This is a genomic window from Duganella sp. OV510, assembly GCF_900100205.1.
Classification (GTDB): domain Bacteria; phylum Pseudomonadota; class Gammaproteobacteria; order Burkholderiales; family Burkholderiaceae_D; genus Rugamonas.
Genome location: NZ_FNEQ01000001.1, coordinates 402,750 through 419,082 on the forward strand (window position 1 = coordinate 402,750; position 16,333 = coordinate 419,082).

Consider the following 16,333-nt stretch of genomic DNA (forward strand, 5'->3'; position numbering starts at 1 on the left):
GCGGTTCTGCAAACCCTCGATTATACCGCCTCTTGCCCCTTTATTGTTGCCCCTTTATACGCCGCCAGCCGACCCGGTGCGCTTCGGCAGTGTCCAGCTCCTTGGCCGCACTGGTGATGTTGCTGCCGTCGGCCAGCGTGGTGATCAGCTTCAGCTGGCCGCTCGGCAAGCGGATGATGATGAAGCCGACCGCCGCCGAGGTATTCGACAGCGTGGCGCCGGCCGGATCGCCATTCACGCCCTGCCCGGTACAAACGTCGATCTGGTACAGATTGCTGGTGCCGCCCACCGAGCAGGCCGACGACGACGACGGCACGTTGGTGATGACATTCGCCACGCCGCTGACGATCTGCGGGTCCAGGTTCATCCGCTCGCCGGCATTCAGGTTCCAGTTGAAGTACCAGCCATCTTTTTGCAACAGGTCGACCTGGTTGGCAGTCACCGCATAGGTCACCGTGTTGCTGGAAGAGCCGCGCACGCTGAGCACCTGCTGCACCATATTGCTGGTTGGCAGCGGCCCCAGCGCCGTGCCGCTGTCTTTGAGCGCGTACAGACTCTGGACATCGGTATTGGACGTATCCGGCACATCCAGCAGGCGGCCGGTGCCGAACAGCACCACCCGCGACGCCGTGGTCCGCGTGCTGGTGACGCCGTTGGCGTCGGTGCTGGTCACCGGCACGCCGCACAGCGTTACGTCCGGCCGTGTGGTGATCGGCTTGGTGGCGCCGGCCGTGCCCATGCGCAGCACGCCGATCGGGCCGGTTTCGGTGGTCATGTCGAAGCGCCACATCTGCCCCAGCACGTCACCGCCGTAGATGTAGGTGACGGTCGGGTCGGACAGCGGATCGTTGCTGATGGCGGTGATGCGCGCCAGCCCGGATGGCGTGCCGGTATCGCCCGAGGTGGCGGCCTTGGCCAGCACTTCGCCAGTGGCGACGTCGACCACGAACAGCGTGCCAACGCCGGAGCCGCCGGACACGCCGTCGGTGCCCGACACATTGTTGTAGCCTGAAGTCAGGAACACCACCCACCGCCCCCGCCATTTGCCGAACTGCGGATTACCGAAGCTCAGCCCGAGATCGACATCGTTGTGCTGCGGACAAACCACCGCGTCGGCGCACAACTCCCACAGCACCTTGGGACTATCCGGCTCGGTCACATCCAGCGCATAGTAGCCGCGCCCGCCAGCATTCAGGCCGGCCACCAGCACTGTGCGCCAGGCGCCGCCGATCTGCACGTCGGCGACTTCCGGCGAACCGTCGGCGCTGAACTGGTGGTTGGTGCCGTAGGTGATGCTGGACAGCGCCGCCAGCTTGCCCATGACGATGCGCGGCACATAGGCCCAGCGTTCGGCGCCGGTGCGGGCGTTGAAGGCGTGCAGCATGCCGTCGTTGGCGCCGACGAATACGGTGCCGGCCCGGCCGGCGTAGTCGGTCTTGTATTGCGTGTAGGACAGATCGGGATAGCTGTTATGCGGCTCGCGCACATAGGCCGGCTTGGACGAGGCGATGTCGCCAATGACGATGGGCACGATGTTGCCGTTGGCATCGGTGGTCGTGGTGTAGGCGCGGAAGATGTTGTCATCGGCATAGGTTTGCACGCCGCGCAGCCAGTTCACCATGTTGACGCCGTTGTTGACCGTCCCCTTGTCACTGGCCGACAGCAGCGTGCATTGCGACAGGATGCTGCATTTGTTGGCAAACCAGCCCTTGGTGGTGGCGTCCATCAGCGCATCGCTGAACAGGAAATCGACCGGATCGGTGCCGGGCAGCTGATCGGCCTTCATCATCTTGATGCGGCGCGTGCTGAGCGCCGCGCCCACGGTGGTGTTGGTGCTCCAGTCCGGCGTGTTGATGACCTGGCCGGTACTGGTGTCGATCTTGCGGTCGGTCAGCTCGCCGTACCAGTGCACGGTGGTGAAGGTGGCCGAGAAGATGTCGTTGTCGGTCAGCGTGATATTCGGCGTGGAGGTGGCCGCTGCGGCTGCCGCGCCGGTGCGCACCTGCATATTCGACAGCGCTTCGCGCAAGCCGTTGACCACATCTTTCGGATCTTGCGCGCTGAAATATTTGCCGTGGCCGTTGATGGCCGCGTGCCACAGGTCATCCACCCGCTCCTGCACCGTGCTGGCGGTACTGGTCACGTCCGGATTCGGCCAGACGTAGGCGCCGCCGCCGTTCCAGGGGCAGCCGCTGGGCGCCTGCGTGATCAGGTTGTAGAAGTCGCCGCCCGGCTTGGGCGCGGTGTCGTAGTTCGGCTCATAAGTCATGATACCGTCCACGCCCAGGCCCAGCGTGTAGGTGTTCATGTGCAAATGGGTGTTTTCGCCAGCCGCTGCCGGCACCGAGCCAGGCTTGCTCATATCGGGCTCCAGCGCCGGCCGCAGCGACACCGTACCGGTGCTGGAGCCGCCGTTGTACCAGTGCAGCGCCACGTCGGCGATCGACGGCTGGCTCTGCGCGCGCTTGTCGACGCAGCCGGAAGCGATGGTGCAGAAGCGCGCCGCGCTTTCCACGTTGTCGTTGTTGACCACGTTGTTGGTGGTGCTGCCGTTCCAGTAGCCGTCAGTGGTCAGTATCAGGAAATTCGGCTGGCACGGGTACTGCACCACTTCCTGGCCGCCGGCGTAGTTATATGGCGACAGGTTGGCAAACATGCGGCCGACATTGTCCATCGCGGTGCGGATCGGCGTCGAGCCGGAGGTGGTGGTGTTGTACAGCGTGGTGTACCAGGTGCTGCGCGCCGCGCCGGTGAATTCGGCCGGCTTCATGTCGATGGCGCCACCCGAGCCGGCCGCCGACAGCTTGACGTAGCCCACCTTGTAGTTGGCGGTGATCGGCGAGAAGGCGATGCCCACCGACGTCTTCATCATTTGCAGCCGGCTCTTGTAATACACATACCAATTGGCGAAATTGGTCATTTCCTCGGTGTAGGTGCAGGTGGCGCCGGCGCAATCGACGCGCTCTGCCGACTTTGGATAGGACTGGCCGCTGATAATGTTGACCCGCACAAACGCATTCGGCGCCGCCAGGCCGGGCGTGATGGCGGCATAGGTTAGCGGGATCGTGTCGACCACAGCGGCGGTGCTGTTCCAGCTCAGGCTGCCGCTATTGGTGATCGACAGCGCTATCGTGCCGCCGCTGGCGGTGCTGGTGGTGTCGATGATGCACACGCTGGTATTGCCCAGCGGCGCCGGGCAATTGCTGCTGCCGCCGATGTAGGCGCGGCCCGAGCTATTGCCGGTGCCGATGCCGCTGACCACCGAGGCGGCCACCTGCGCCGCCGAGCGGCCATTGCCCAGGCTGGCATTGCCGATCAAGGTGTTGCCGTTGAAACTGAGGGTGATGCGCGCCGAGTTGCCGGTGGTGCCGCTGAAGCTCACCGAGGCCGGCGACAGGCGCGAGACGCTCGACGTGGCCGACAAGCCCCAGCCCGAGCGCGTGCCATCGGTGTACGGCGTGCAGTTGAGCACAACAAAAGTGCCGGCGCAGCTCAGCATCGGCACCACCGCCACCACATTGTCCGCCGTCAGGTTGATGCCGAAGGTGCTGCAGGCCGGCACGCTGGCCTGCCCGGTCGGCGTGCGCACGCAGGCAAAGTACAGCCGCGCCGACGTGGGATTGTTGTTGAAAGTGGTGGTTGACGTGGCGATGATGTTGGCGGCCAGCGCACTGGCCATGGTCTGCTGCTTGATCGCGCTATTGGTGCCGGTGCTGGCCGTCACCGTGCCGCTGCTGATCGTGACCACATTGTTGCTGGTGTCAGTCACTTGCACATTGCTGATGCCAAGCGAAGTGGCGGCGCTGGAAGCGCCGATGCCGATTGTGCCGTACGAGACGATGGCACCGATCGGCTGCGAATACGCCGGGTAGATATAGGCGCCAACGCGCTTGCCCTGGCACTGGGTCAGCGCGCGGTCGCTGCACCAGCGCACCTTGACCGGCACCGGGTAGCCGGCCGGCGCCGCCCCGCCGATGGTGGTCGACTTGCAGGTACGCATGGTGTCGTCGGTGCAGTACTGGCCGACGCCGATGGTGTAATAGTACGGCCCGGTGGTGATGTCGACCGGCGTGCGGTACAGCAGGTCCGGATAGGTATAGCTCGCGCTATTGAATGCGCACAGATTAAGCGCATTCACTACGCACCACTTCAGGTCGGGGAAGCCAGTCACCAGGTTGATGTTGTTGACGCCCGCGGTGCCGAACAGGTCGGCCCGGCGCGCGCCGAAGCCGTCATTGCTCACCACCGTCCAGTTGCTGGTGTTGGCGGCGTTCTGCTCCGGGTAGTAGCTGCCGTCGGCCTTGATCGGCACCATGTAGCGGATGGCCGGATTGTAATACTGCTTGTTGAAGTCCGGGCTCATGAACGGCGGATGGCCGACATTGCAGGCCATGGCGCCCAGCGCCAGCGTCAGGTTGCTGCGGCACAGGTTGTCATTGACATAGTCCGGCGTGTAGGTCTGGTCCATCGAGCCGGAGTTATCAAACAGCAGCATCAGGTTGGGCTTGACCGTGCCGGTGCCGGTGATGTTCAGCAGCGGCACCTGGGCGATCTGTGTGGTGGCGGCCATGGCCGGCAAAGCCGCGAGCAAGGCCAGTAGTGCAAATAGCTTTTTCATGATGATCTCCTCAAGGCCCCTTCATGATGACCGCCTGCGTCACCACATTGCCGCCGCGCGGCCCGAACACGCGCGCCGTGACCACGTAATGGATCTGCGCCGTGCTGGCCAGGTTGGGCGCATCGACCCGCAAGGTTTCGCCCAGCGCGCGCGGTCCGGTGGTGCCCGGACGCGGCGCCGTGGTCTGGCATTTGTTGTTGTTCGCGTCATAGGAACCAGCAAAATTGCACAGGCGGTGAATGACGTACTCGACCCGGTTGCCGTCTGCATCCGCTGGCAACGTCACCGAGCCCAGCCAGAAGTTGGGATTGCTGGCGGTCCAGGCCTGCGACAGCGTGGCGACATAGCCGGCCGACGGCTGGTCGGCCAGCAGGTCGGCCTTGGTGGCCAGATTGCGCAAGTAGGTGAAGCCGGCGTGCAGGCCGGCGTCGGCGGCCTTGGTCATGGCGGCGTCATAGGCCAGGTTGCTGGTGGTCAGCGTGGTCGAGGTGCTGGACTTCAGCAGGTAAATGCTGCTCACCATCATTACCGCCAGCATGATGAGCATGATGGGCAAGGCGATGCCGCGCTGGAAGGTCGAGGTAATCATGGTCGGTACTGTGCATTCACAATGGGAACGATGGTTTCAAACACACGGTAGCGGTAGCACTTCCAGCTGAGTGTGTCGCCCGCCACCGCGACGTTGACCTGCACCGGCACCGCCTGCACGCCGGTCGGCACGCTGCTGGCAAACACGGTCGGCATGACAGCGGTGGCCGTGCATTCGGCGCCCGGACCCGGCCGCTCAACCGTCTTGCTGCGCGCCACCACGGCAATGCGCACGGCGGCGATGCGCTGATAGTCGCCCAGGCCGCCATTGGAGCCGTCGCTGTCGGCATCGATCATGGCACCGCTCCAGGCGCCGATCTGCATGCCGCCGTTGGCGGTCGGCAGCAGTTGCTTGCCGTTGTTGGCCGGGTTCGGATCGTAGCTGGCCAGTACCCGCGTGTCGAAGCCGTACTGCGCCTTGATCGAGACAATGTTGTCCGCCACCGAAACGCCAGCCGCCGCCGCGCCGGCCAGGTCGGTGGCGCGCAGCAGCAGCACGCCGTTGTCGACCGACCAGATGTGGAAATGCAACTGGTCCGGCTGGCCCAGGTTGTACATATACGTGACGTTCATCGCGTAGTTTTGCGCCATGCCGGCGATGGCGTTGTAGCGGTACTGGCTGCCGCCTTGCAGCTGCATCTCGGCGCCGCGCCCGGTGGCAGGGTTAAAGCCGGCGATCTGCATCACCGAGCAAGGCCGGTCCGGCGTCTGTGGCGCCACCACCAGCACGTCGCCAGGGTTGTAGCCGTAAGGCGTGCTCTCGGCGCCGACCACAAACGCCTCGCCGGTGTAGTTGGCCTTCATCAGCGTCGAGCCGACGCCAGCATTGGAGCTGCCGCTATTGAACGAGATCACGTCGGGATTGGCGCCGTTGGACTGGATCACCACCGCCGCCAGCGGCGTGATGCTGTTGCCGTCGCGCTGCGCGGTCAGCAACTGGTAGCCGCGCTGGTCGCTGAAATTGGTGGCGCAGCCGTTGACGGTGCGGTCGTTCAGTCCCCAGCCGGCGATGGCGGCGTCGCCGCTCAGCTGGAACATGGCCAGCATGCCGTTCTGCATCGAATCGCCACCGCCAACCGCTGCATCCTTGTTGGCCTCGCCGCTGATGACCAGCCGCGTGGCAAACAGCAGCGCCAGCAGGCCGATCACCACGCTGACCATGAGCTCCACCAGCGAGAAACCGTGTGTGCGGCGTATGAGCAAGTTAACCATGTCAGCGCGCGATATAGGAGGTGACGCGGTGCCGGTTGGCTTCGCTGCGCGCCTTGCGCTGCCAGCGGATCGAAATGTCCACCTGGTAGCGGTTCTGCGCCGGCTGGTCGGCCACCGCCACCGACAGCACGGCGCCGGGGATGGCCGCCCTGGTTTCCTGCACCCATGGCGTCAGCCGGGCATTCGGCGAGGCGTTCTCGGCCAGGTTGTACAGGCCGATGTTGGCGACGTCGGCGTTCATCACACCGATCAGTTTTTCAGTGGCCAGCGTCGCTTCGGCGCGCATGCCGGCATCCGACAACGCCGAATAGGCGCGCGCCTGCATGCCTACCGTGCCCAGCAGGCCAATGCCAAGGATCACGATGGCCAGCATCGCTTCCAGCAAGGCGATGCCGTCCTGGCAGCGTGGGCGCACGAGCGTTTTCATGGCGGACAGGCCCGGCTATCGTGGACGGTGACAGTCGGATCGCACTTGACCGCCATGCCGGCCAGCGTGATGTTCAAGGCGACCGTGGGCACTTCGCTGGCATACTTGCCGGCCGGTGTCAGCCGCAGCTGCGTCAGGCGTTCGGCAAACGTGGTGTTAACCCAGCCCAGCGCCGTGTAATACACCTGCGAACTGCCCTCCGGCTGCACACTCGGTTGCAGCACCTCACCCGATGGCAGGCCGCCGGCCAGGCGCCGCACCGAGCGGTAGCCGGTCGCGCCCAGCGGATCATTGGCCGAGGGCGTGTCGGTGGTCGACCAGCCGTCCTGGCCGGGCAGGCATTGGGTATCGGCGCCGACATAGCACAGGTCGATCTGCCAATCCATCTGGCCGTTATTCTCGTTGGGCGTCAGCGAAATGCGGCTGGCGGTGTTGTGCGCGATCGCCTCGCGCCGCGCCATGCCGAAGCCTTCAGCGTAAAACTCGCTGACGCTGCGCGCGCGGTTGGCCAGCAGCCAGCTGCCGGCGTTGGGAATGCCGATCGCCAGCATGACGCCGAAGATGGTGATCGTCACCAGCAACTCGATCAGCGTGAAGCCGGGCTGGAAGCTTATTCGGTACATGCGCCGCCCTTGTGGTCGACCCAGCAGTCGGCATTGGTGCCCCAGCCGGTCGGGCTGGCGGTGGTGGCGTGCGTGCCGCTCTCGTTGATGGTGTAGGCAAAGCCCGAGGTCTTGCTGCGGCCGGTGGCAGTGATGGTGTAGGTGGAGGCGGTGGCGTTGCTCAGCGCGTAGGTGAAGTTGGGCGATGCCTGCGGAAAGCCGGCCGAACCGTCAAAGCCGACATAGGTGCGGTTGTTGGCCCAGAACTGCTCGGCGGCCGGCTGCGCGCCGCCCAGGCCGGTGAATGCCTCGTTCAGGCGGCCACGGGTCACATAGTCGCTGTAGGCCGGCACCGCGACCGCCAGCAGAATGCCGACAATCGCCACCGTGACCAGCACTTCGATCAGTGTGAAACCCCGGTGAATGTGCTTCATGGCCGTGCTCCCCGTCGCTTATCTGCTGGGGATCAGTGTACGCTTGCCGCCTTGCAATTCCCTGAGGGAAACCTGACAAACCGCTGACGATCGCACAAACTCAGCGGAATTTCACCGTGAACAAGGCGCCCCGCCCGCTTTTCGGTGCGGAAATGACCAGACCGGCGCCGTGCACTACGGCGATGTCGCGCACGATGGCCAGCCCGAGGCCGCTGCCGTGGCTCTTGTCATCCAGCCGCACGTAGCGGTTGAACACCTGTTCGCGCCGGGCCGGCGGGATGCCGGGGCCGTTATCTTCCACAGTCAGCAGGCCGGGGCGCACTGTCACCGTCACCGCGCCACGCGGCGGCGTGTAGCGGATGGCGTTATCGATCAGGTTGTCGATCAGGTCACGCAGCAGGAAACGATCACCGGTGATGGTGGCCGCTTGCAGGTCGAAGCCGATGTCGATCGACTTCAGCGTCGCCTGATCGACAAACCCCTGCACCGCCTCGGCCACCAGCGCATCCAGCGCCAGCGGCTCCAGCCGGGCTTTCTCGAAGTGATGCGGTTCGGCGCGCGCCAGCGACAGCAACTGATTGGTCTGCCGTATCATGCGCTCGGTGGCGGACAGCATCAGCCGCACCGACTGCGCACTGTCCGGCTCCGCATGCCGCGCGCCCAGCCACTCCAGCTGTGTCTTCAGCCCCGCCAGCGGCGTACGCAGCTGGTGCGCGACGTTGGCGAGGAAATCCTGCCGTGCCTGCGCGCCCTCGCCCACCTTGGCCAGCAGGCCGTTGAAGGCCGACACCACCGGTTCCAGCTCATACGGCACATCATCGGCGGCGATGGCGGCAAGATCGTCGCCTTCGCGCTGGTTCAGTTCGGCGCGCAGCCGGTTCAGCGGCCGCAGCCCGCTGCTGACGGAGAACCAGATCAGCGCCACGCAAGCCAGCGCCAGCACGATTTCCAGTAGCACCAGCGTGCGCAGCACCGCTTCGCGCAATGGCGGCGGCGCCAGCACGTAAGCCAATGCGCCGGCGCCCAGGTTCATCAGCAGGATGGGCGGAATCAGCCACTTCAGCAGGCGCAGGCGGATGCTGCTCATGCGGCCAGCTCCAGCAGGTAGCCGAAGCCGCGAATGGTGCGGATGGTGACGCCGGCGTCGGCCAGCTTCAGTCGCAGGCGCGAGATATACACCTCCACCGCGTTCAGGCTCAGGTCATCGCCCCAGGGCAGGATGGCATCGATGATCTGCTGCTTGGACACCACGCGCGCTGCGTGTTGCAGCAGATATTCCAGCACAGCCCACTCGCGTACCGACAGTTCGATCGCCTGGTCGCCGACACGCGCGCGCCTGGTGCACGTATCCAGCGACAAATCGCCCAGCGACAGCGCAGCCGGCCTGGGCGTATGGCGCCGCGCCAGCGCCTTGATGCGTGCCACCAGCTCGGCCGTGGCGAACGGCTTCACCAGGTAGTCATCAGCGCCCTGTTCCAGGCCGCGCACGCGGTCCTCGATGGCGTCACGCGCCGTCAGCAGCAGCACCGGCACGCTGGCGCCCCGCGCGCGCAGGCGGCGCACGACCTCAAAACCGTCGATGCCGGGCAGGCCGATATCCAGCAGCACCACTTCCACCGTCGTCACGCGTTGCAGCAGCAGGTCGGCCTGGGCACCGTTGCCGACCACCTCGACCTGCATGCCATGACTGCCCAGCGCCCGGCTGAGGCCATCTGCCAACACTGCGTCGTCTTCGACCACCAGTACATGCATATTCGTGCGCCCTGTTTTCGGGATGTATGCCATTATGCCGCTGCCTCCCATAGAAAGACAGTGGGCGCGTAGGATCAGGACTACAGACCTGCCTGATCCATGCCTACACTCGTGCGTCCCCTGCTCTTATGTTCGCCAATTAACATTCCTCATAAAGTTACACCAACACGTAACTAGCTTGTGAGGAACTCCATGAACAACACCCAAGTCAACGCAATCACCAAGAACGCCTACAAGAATATTGCGGCCCGGCCTGTGGTCACTTACAGCGGTGCACAGCAGAATGAGTTGCTGGGCGCGCTGCCCCGCGAAGTCCTGGAATCCCTGTTTGAACACCTGGAACTGGTACAACTGCCCTTCGGCAAGGAGCTGTTTGAATTCGGCACCGCGATGGAGTATGTGCATTTTCCAACCAGCGCCATCGTTTCACTGCTGTATGTGATGGAAGACGGCGCCACCACCGAAATCGCCGTGGTCGGCCATGAAGGCGTGGTAGGCGTGTCGCTGTTCGAAGGCGAGCGCGCCATGTGCAGCGCCGTGGTACAAGCAGCCGGCTATGGCTACCGCATGAAGGCGGAACACCTGCGCGCCGCGTTTGCCAAAGGCGGTGCCCTGCCTGCGCTGCTGATGCGCTACAACACCGCGCTGTTCGCACAAATGGCGCAGAACGCCGTCGGCGGCCGCCACAGCTCGATCGAACAGAAACTGTGCCGCTGGCTGCTGGACCGTCTCGACCGTTCGCCATCGAATGCGCTGAAGGTCACCCAGGAAATGATTTCCATCATGCTGGGCGTGCGCCGCGAAAGCATCACCGCCGCCGCCGGCAAGCTGCAGGACGAGGGCCTTATTACCTACCGCCGTGGCAACATCACTGTGCTTGATCGGTCAGGTCTGGAGGCTTATGCGGGTGAGTGCTATAAGGTGGCGAAGACGGAGTTTGATCGTCTGCGCCTGGATGTAGCGCGTTGCTGATGACCTCGCTGATGGCGGGCGGCAGTATCGTCATCATTGGCGGCGCCTGCGGCGACACCCTGCGCTCGTGGTCCGGCGGTTCGTTGGACGGCGCCGCCCCATCGCGGCTGCGCAAGGGAATCGCTACCTCGATGCAGGTGCCGGCATCGCTGCGGCCACGGCGGATATTCATCGTGCCGCCCAGCTGCAAGGCGCGTTCGCGCATGCCGAGCAAGCCGTGCGACATCGGCTTGATGATGGTGTCCGGCGCAATGCCGACGCCGTCGTCGATGATCCGCAGCATCAATCCTTCCTGATTGCGGTTCAGCGTGACCGTCACGCGGCTGGCCTGCGCATATTTGCGGATATTGGTCAGCGATTCCTGCACGATACGGAACAAAGCAATCGACAAATCCCCTGAATGACGGCTCAAGCCTTCAATTTCCGCTGCCACATTGCAGTCGCAGCGCACTTTCGACAGGCGGCTGAATTCCTGGCAATAGCTTTCGATGGCCGCGCACAGGCCCAGGTTATCCAGCAGGCTCGGGCGCAGATTCTCGACAATCCGGCGCTTCATTTCCACCGTTTCCACCAGCGTGCCGCGCGCCCGCTTCAGCTGCTCGGCGAGTTCCGGATGGGTGTTGCGCAGCTGCTGCGTGACGGCGGCGATGTCCATGCTGATCGACGTCAGGTTGGCGCCCAGTTCATCATGCAGCTCGCGCGACAGGCGCACCTTCTCTTCCTCGCTGACGCTGATGAGCCGGCGCGACAGCACCGACAGCTGCTCGGTACGCTGCTGCACGGTGGTTTCCAGGTTCTCGTTGGCGCTTTGCAGCGCATATTCCACCGCCGCGCGGTGCGCAAAGCTGCGCCGCACCAGCTGGTAAAACATGATCAGCACCATGATGGCCAGCGCATTGATGCTGACGCCCAGCCACACCGCCTTCTGGTACTCCTGATAGAACATCGCGCTGCGCGTGTTCAGCGTTTCGTTCTGCTCCTGCTCCATGATGACCACCAGCAGGCGGATCTCGTCCATGCTGGCGCGGTCGTCACTGAGCTTGGCGATGTTGACGATTTCCGCCAGGCCGCCGTCGCGATAGACGTCGATCGCCTGGTTCATGATGCTGAGGCGGCGGCGCACCAGCGTATGCAGCTGGACCAGGTTTTTCAGTTGCGAAGGATTATCGGCCAGCAGTTTTTCCAGCTCGCGGAACTCGGCTTCGCTGTCGGCCAGCACGGTGCGCGTTGGCCCCAGGTAGGAATCGCGACCGGAAAGGAAATAACTGCGCATGCTGCTCTCGGCATCCAGCACCAGCACGTTCAGGTATTGCAGGCGGTCGGCCACGCGCGCAGTCTGACCGAGCAGGACTTGCGCGCCGCGCAATGCTTGCAAATTATGAAACAGGCTAAAACCGTTGACGATCAGCAGCAACGCGCAGGTCACGCACAAGACAGTCTTGTACAGCGGCATGCGATGGTGCGGCGCTGTTTCTGCGGTGAAATACATCTACTTCCTTCTCTATTGAGGCAAGGCAATGATATGCCAGGCTAACCAATTATAGACCGGAAGAAAAATAGATGTGTCTGTGCGCACCCCAACAGTGCGCACATATTGCTAATCTAAAAGATTGTTCTTCATCGCGTAGTAGGTCAGGTCGGAATTCGACTGCATGCCCATCTTTTCCATGATGCGGGTGCGATAGGTACTGACGGTTTTGATACTCAGCGACAAAGCCACGCCGATGTCCGACACGGTGGCGCCACGCGCCAGGCGCAGGAACACCTGGAACTCGCGGTCCGACAGCTCCGTGTGCGGGGCCTTGTTGGGGTCGCGGTCAAAGCTCTGCGCCAGCAACTCACCCACTTGCGAACTGACGTAGCGACGGCCCTGGAAGACCGTGCGCACCGCAGTGATCAGCTCATCCGCTTCGCATTCCTTGTTCAGGTAGCCGTTGGCGCCCATCTTGAACAGGTTCAGCGCGTACTGCTGCGCCGGATAGCCGGACAAGATCAGCACCGGCAGGTCGGGCTGGCCCTGGCGTATGGTGCGCAAAGTGTCGATACCGCTTTGATCCGGCATGGCGATATCGAGCAATAGCACATCGCAAATTTCGCGGCGGGCGATATCCAGCGCTTCGCGGCCGGTCCCGGCTTCCGCCACTACCTCGAAGTCATCCGAGGACGAAAAAATCTGTTTAAAGCCTGCTCTTACAATTTGATGGTCGTCACAAATGGCAACGCGTATCATTGTTTCCTCTCGTCGTGTCCGGCATAGGCCCGGACTGTCCGCCACCGTGCATCAGCTTTCATCGCTGATAATCGAATAATATTGAAAGTATAGCAGCAATCATGCTGCCATCCGTGCTTTGCGCCAGTCGTGTGCGGGCCTTTCAGTCGACTTTAAGCAAGTCGATTATGGCCAGCAATTCGCTGCGGATGAAGTCACGGTCCAGTGGCGGAATAACGGCCACGGGCGGCATGCCGTTGACAGCTGCACCGTCATCATACTCTGCGCTGCCGTTGCTGCGGTGGTCCAGTTTATTGCGGGCGCCGCTGATGGTAAAGCCCTGCTCGTACAGCAGCTCGCGGATGCGGCGTATCAGCAGCACCTCATGGTGCTGGTAATAGCGGCGGTTGCCACGGCGCTTGACCGGCTTCAGCTGGGTGAACTCCTGCTCCCAGTAACGCAGCACATGCGGCTTGACGCCACACAGCTCGCTGACTTCGCCGATGGTGAAGTAGCGCTTGGCCGGGATCGGCGGCAGGACCACCAGTTCGGACTTGGCGGGACGATCGTTCATTGCGACTCAGCTCCGGCTCAGGCGGCGCGCGCCATCGGATTGCTCTCTTCCACCATGCCCTTGAGTTTCTGGCTGGCGTGGAAAGTCACGACGCGGCGCGCCGTGATCGGGATTTCTTCGCCGGTTTTCGGGTTGCGGCCTGGACGCTGCGGCTTGTCGCGCAGCTGGAAGTTGCCGAAACCGGACAGTTTGACGGCCTCGCCGCGCTCCAGCGCGTTGCGGATCTCGTCGAAGAAGGTCTCCACCATGTCCTTGGCCTCGCGCTTGTTCAGACCGACCTGTTCGAACAGCAGTTCGGCCAGTTCCGCCTTGGTCAGCGTAGGCAAATCCTTTTCCGCATCCTGGCGCACTCTGGCAACCTGCATGGCGCGGTGCAAATCGGCAGCCAATGCGGATTGGAGTACGGCGGAATCAACGTCGTTATTATTAATTTTCCAGCCCTGCCTTATAGTAAAAATGAACAAGTCCGGCACAGGCCGGACTCCCGATCAGTCAAGAATGCAACGCAATTTAACGCAGGCGCGCACCGTGTTTTTGCGTGGCGGCGTCGCTGGCGGCAGCCATCACGGCCTCCACCACGTCGTCTTGCAGCGTGTTTTGAGTATCTTGCAAGCTAAAGCGGAAAGCAAGTGATTTTTCGTCTGCCTCCAAACCTTTGCCGCGATATTCATCAAACAAAACAATAGCTTGCACAATCTTGCCCTGTGGAATGTCTTGCACAGCTGCATTAAATGCATCCAGCAAGTCTTGCGCCGGGACCGCTTGTTTGACGACTACCGCCAGATCACGGGTCGCGCCCGGGAATTTGGAGATCTCATCATACTTTGGCACAGGTCGTTGCTGCAAGGCAAGCGCATCAAGTTCGAACACAATGGCTGCGTTCGGCAGTTCGTATTTCTGCAGCCAGCGCGGGTGCAGCTCACCGATGAAGCCGATGACCTTGCCGTCCAGCAGCACATGCGCCGAGCGGCCTGGGTGCAGCGCCGGGTGCTCGGCTTTGACAAAGCGCAGTTGCAACGGGGCGAACAGGTGCTCCAGGTCGGCCTTCAGGTCGAAGAAGTCGACGGCGCGGGTGTCCAGGCCCCACTGCTCGTCTGCCACCGGGCCGTAGGCGATACCGGCCACGCGCTTCGGCTGGTGGTAACCGGCCACCGTCAGCGGACCGTCAGTGACACTGTCGTCGCGCTGGTAGATGGCGCCGATCTCGAACGCGCGCACGCGGTTGGCTTTGCGGTTCAGGTTGTAGCGCACGTTGGCCACCAGACTGCCGACCAGCGTCGAACGCATCACGCTCAGCTGGCTGGCGATCGGGTTTTGCAGCTTTATCGGATTGTCGTTACCGGCAAAGTCCTGCTCCCAGGCGGTTTCCACGAAGCTCATGTTGACCACTTCCTGGTAACCCAGGTCGGCCAGCTGGTGACGCACCGCGAACAGCGAGCGGGTGTTTTCCGGCGCGATGATCATGGTGTTGGCAGCCACCGGCGCCACGGTCGGGATGTTCTCGAAACCGTAGACGCGCGCCACTTCCTCGATCAGGTCTTCTTCGATTTCGATGTCGAAGCGGTACGACGGCGAGGTGACCGAGAACACACCGTCCTCCAGCGTGAACGGCAGCGCCAGGCGGGTGAAGATGTCGGCAATGACTTGGTCGTCCAGCGCCACGCCGATGACTTTCTGCGCACGCGCGGTGCGCATCTTGACCGGCACGCGCTGTGGCACGTTGACGGTCTGGTCGTCAACCGGGCCGACCCTGGTGCTGGCCGTGCCGCAGATTTCGATCAGCAACGCGGTGATGCGCTCGATGTGCTCGACCGTGGTGGCGTAATCGACGCCGCGCTCGAAGCGGTGCGCCGCGTCGGTCGAGAAGTTGTACTTGCGGGCGCGGCCCTGGATGGCGCTTGGCCACCAGAATGCGGCTTCCAGGTAGATGTTTTCAGTGTCCAGCGACACGGCGGTCGCATCGCCACCCATGATGCCGGCCAGCGATTCGATTTCCTTGTCGTCGGCGATCACGCCCACCCATTCATCGACCGCCACGGTGTTACCGTTCAGCAGTTTCAGCGATTCGCCCTTGCGGCCCCAGCGCACGTCCAGGCCGCCGTGGATCTTGTTCAGGTCGAACACGTGGCTCGGACGACCGAGTTCCAGCATGACATAGTTGGAGATGTCCACCAGCGCTGAGACCGAGCGCTGGCCGCTGCGCTCCAGGCGCTGCTTCATCCAGTCCGGCGTCGCGGCCCTGGCGTTCAGGCCACGGATCACACGGCCGGAGAAACGGCCGCACAGGTCCGGCGCCGAGATTTTCACCGGCAGTTTTTCGTCGCTGTTGACGGCGACCGGGCGGAAGGTTGGCACGTTCAGCGCCACGCCGGTCAGCGCCGACACTTCACGCGCCACACCCAGCACCGACAGGCAGTCCGCCTTGTTCGGGGTCAGCTTGATGGTGAATTTGAGGTCGTTCAGCGCGTAGTAGTCGCGGAAGTTCTTGCCGATCGGTGCATCGTCCGGCAGTTCCAGCAGGCCGCTGCCCTCTTCCGACAGTTTCAGTTCCTTGGCCGAGCACAGCATGCCTTGCGACTCGACGCCGCGCAGCTGGCCTACCTTGATTTCAAACGGCTTGCCATCGGCGCCAGGCGGCAGCACGGCGCCAGCCATGGCGCAGACCACTTTCAGGCCCGGGCGCACGTTTGGCGCGCCGCAGACGATGGTCAGCAAGGTGCCGGTGCCGACGTCCACCTGGCAAACGTTCAGGCGGTCAGCGTTCGGGTGCTTGGCCATGTCGCGCACGTGGCCCACGACCACGTTGGAGAACGGCGGCGCGACCGGTTCGACTTCTTCCACTTCCAGGCCGGACATCGTCAGCAGATGGGCCAGTTCGTCCGACGTCATCTTCGGATCGACCATGGTACGCAGCCAATTTTCAGAGAATTGCATATTCGTTCGAC

At 63.3% G+C, this 16,333-nt stretch carries 14 protein-coding genes; 1 reads left to right on the forward strand and 13 read right to left on the reverse strand.

What is annotated here, in order from left to right:
* Window positions 1-40: 40 nt before the first annotated feature.
* From BLS51_RS01935 to BLS51_RS01970, 8 genes are all read right to left on the reverse strand, one after another.
* Complete coding sequence (locus BLS51_RS01935) at window positions 41-4,618, reverse strand: pilus assembly protein (protein ID WP_090179162.1); 4,578 nt, start codon at window positions 4,616-4,618, stop codon at window positions 41-43.
* A 10-nt stretch (window positions 4,619-4,628) separates the two neighbouring features.
* Entirely contained in the window at window positions 4,629-5,207 is a 579-nt protein-coding gene (locus BLS51_RS01940) for a pilus assembly PilX family protein (RefSeq protein ID WP_090179160.1), read from the reverse strand.
* Complete coding sequence (locus BLS51_RS01945; RefSeq protein WP_090179156.1) at window positions 5,204-6,418, reverse strand: PilW family protein; 1,215 nt, start codon at window positions 6,416-6,418, stop codon at window positions 5,204-5,206. The genes BLS51_RS01940 and BLS51_RS01945 overlap by 4 nt, the downstream gene beginning before the upstream one ends.
* 1 nt (window position 6,419) lies before the next feature.
* On the reverse strand, window positions 6,420-6,845 hold the full coding sequence (locus BLS51_RS01950; protein ID WP_090179153.1) for a type IV pilus modification PilV family protein: 426 nt from the start codon (window positions 6,843-6,845) through the stop codon (window positions 6,420-6,422).
* Entirely contained in the window at window positions 6,842-7,468 is a 627-nt protein-coding gene (locus BLS51_RS01955) for a pilus assembly FimT family protein (protein ID WP_090179150.1), read from the reverse strand. The genes BLS51_RS01950 and BLS51_RS01955 overlap by 4 nt, the downstream gene beginning before the upstream one ends.
* Window positions 7,456-7,881, reverse strand: a complete 426-nt coding sequence (locus tag BLS51_RS01960; RefSeq protein WP_090179146.1) for a type IV pilin protein — start codon at window positions 7,879-7,881, stop codon at window positions 7,456-7,458. Before BLS51_RS01960 ends, BLS51_RS01955 begins: the two co-directional genes overlap by 13 nt.
* A 100-nt stretch (window positions 7,882-7,981) precedes the next feature.
* The gene (locus tag BLS51_RS01965) at window positions 7,982-8,968 is read right to left on the reverse strand and encodes a sensor histidine kinase (protein ID WP_090179142.1); all 987 of its coding nucleotides are present in this window, start codon (window positions 8,966-8,968) and stop codon (window positions 7,982-7,984) included.
* Window positions 8,965-9,633: a response regulator transcription factor gene (locus tag BLS51_RS01970; protein WP_090179139.1), complete on the reverse strand. Its 669-nt coding sequence runs from the start codon at window positions 9,631-9,633 to the stop codon at window positions 8,965-8,967. Before BLS51_RS01970 ends, BLS51_RS01965 begins: the two co-directional genes overlap by 4 nt.
* A 192-nt stretch (window positions 9,634-9,825) precedes the next feature.
* On the opposite strand from BLS51_RS01970, the gene BLS51_RS01975 reads away from it, so the two are divergent.
* Window positions 9,826-10,605 carry a Crp/Fnr family transcriptional regulator gene (locus BLS51_RS01975; RefSeq protein ID WP_090179136.1) on the forward strand — a complete coding sequence of 260 codons (780 nt, stop codon included), beginning with the start codon at window positions 9,826-9,828 and terminating at the stop codon, window positions 10,603-10,605.
* On the opposite strand, the gene BLS51_RS01980 is transcribed toward BLS51_RS01975, so the two are convergent.
* From BLS51_RS01980 to pheT, 5 genes are all read right to left on the reverse strand, one after another.
* Window positions 10,502-12,094: a CHASE3 domain-containing protein gene (locus BLS51_RS01980; RefSeq protein WP_090179132.1), complete on the reverse strand. Its 1,593-nt coding sequence runs from the start codon at window positions 12,092-12,094 to the stop codon at window positions 10,502-10,504. The genes BLS51_RS01975 and BLS51_RS01980 overlap by 104 nt on opposite strands.
* A 108-nt stretch (window positions 12,095-12,202) precedes the next feature.
* On the reverse strand, window positions 12,203-12,835 hold the full coding sequence (locus BLS51_RS01985; RefSeq protein WP_090179127.1) for a response regulator: 633 nt from the start codon (window positions 12,833-12,835) through the stop codon (window positions 12,203-12,205).
* 142 nt (window positions 12,836-12,977) lie between these two features.
* Window positions 12,978-13,388, reverse strand: coding sequence for a MerR family transcriptional regulator (locus tag BLS51_RS01990; RefSeq protein WP_090179123.1), 411 nt, complete (start codon window positions 13,386-13,388; stop codon window positions 12,978-12,980).
* A gap of 17 nt (window positions 13,389-13,405) precedes the next feature.
* A complete protein-coding gene (locus BLS51_RS01995; protein ID WP_090180773.1) occupies window positions 13,406-13,753 on the reverse strand; it encodes an integration host factor subunit alpha in 348 nt (115 codons plus the stop codon).
* Window positions 13,754-13,898: 145 nt separating this feature from the next.
* Window positions 13,899-16,322 (reverse strand): phenylalanine--tRNA ligase subunit beta, encoded by a 2,424-nt coding sequence (pheT, locus tag BLS51_RS02000; RefSeq protein ID WP_090179118.1) that lies wholly within the window; start codon window positions 16,320-16,322, stop codon window positions 13,899-13,901.
* Window positions 16,323-16,333: the final 11 nt, after the last annotated feature.

What these genes read in the sequence shown, in the direction of transcription:
- BLS51_RS01935 (WP_090179162.1), bottom strand. Translation starts at nt 4,618, where the DNA reads ATGAAAAAGCTATTTGCACTACTGGCCTTGCTCGCGGCTTTGCCGGCC.
- BLS51_RS01940 (WP_090179160.1), bottom strand. Translation starts at nt 5,207, where the DNA reads ATGATTACCTCGACCTTCCAGCGCGGCATCGCCTTGCCCATCATGCTC.
- BLS51_RS01945 (WP_090179156.1), bottom strand. Translation starts at nt 6,418, where the DNA reads ATGGTTAACTTGCTCATACGCCGCACACACGGTTTCTCGCTGGTGGAG.
- BLS51_RS01950 (WP_090179153.1), bottom strand. Translation starts at nt 6,845, where the DNA reads ATGAAAACGCTCGTGCGCCCACGCTGCCAGGACGGCATCGCCTTGCTG.
- BLS51_RS01955 (WP_090179150.1), bottom strand. Translation starts at nt 7,468, where the DNA reads ATGTACCGAATAAGCTTCCAGCCCGGCTTCACGCTGATCGAGTTGCTG.
- BLS51_RS01960 (WP_090179146.1), bottom strand. Translation starts at nt 7,881, where the DNA reads ATGAAGCACATTCACCGGGGTTTCACACTGATCGAAGTGCTGGTCACG.
- BLS51_RS01965 (WP_090179142.1), bottom strand. Translation starts at nt 8,968, where the DNA reads ATGAGCAGCATCCGCCTGCGCCTGCTGAAGTGGCTGATTCCGCCCATC.
- BLS51_RS01970 (WP_090179139.1), bottom strand. Translation starts at nt 9,633, where the DNA reads ATGCATGTACTGGTGGTCGAAGACGACGCAGTGTTGGCAGATGGCCTC.
- BLS51_RS01975 (WP_090179136.1), top strand. Translation starts at nt 9,826, where the DNA reads ATGAACAACACCCAAGTCAACGCAATCACCAAGAACGCCTACAAGAAT.
- BLS51_RS01980 (WP_090179132.1), bottom strand. Translation starts at nt 12,094, where the DNA reads ATGTATTTCACCGCAGAAACAGCGCCGCACCATCGCATGCCGCTGTAC.
- BLS51_RS01985 (WP_090179127.1), bottom strand. Translation starts at nt 12,835, where the DNA reads ATGATACGCGTTGCCATTTGTGACGACCATCAAATTGTAAGAGCAGGC.
- BLS51_RS01990 (WP_090179123.1), bottom strand. Translation starts at nt 13,388, where the DNA reads ATGAACGATCGTCCCGCCAAGTCCGAACTGGTGGTCCTGCCGCCGATC.
- BLS51_RS01995 (WP_090180773.1), bottom strand. Translation starts at nt 13,753, where the DNA reads ATGCAGGTTGCCAGAGTGCGCCAGGATGCGGAAAAGGATTTGCCTACG.
- pheT (WP_090179118.1), bottom strand. Translation starts at nt 16,322, where the DNA reads ATGCAATTCTCTGAAAATTGGCTGCGTACCATGGTCGATCCGAAGATG.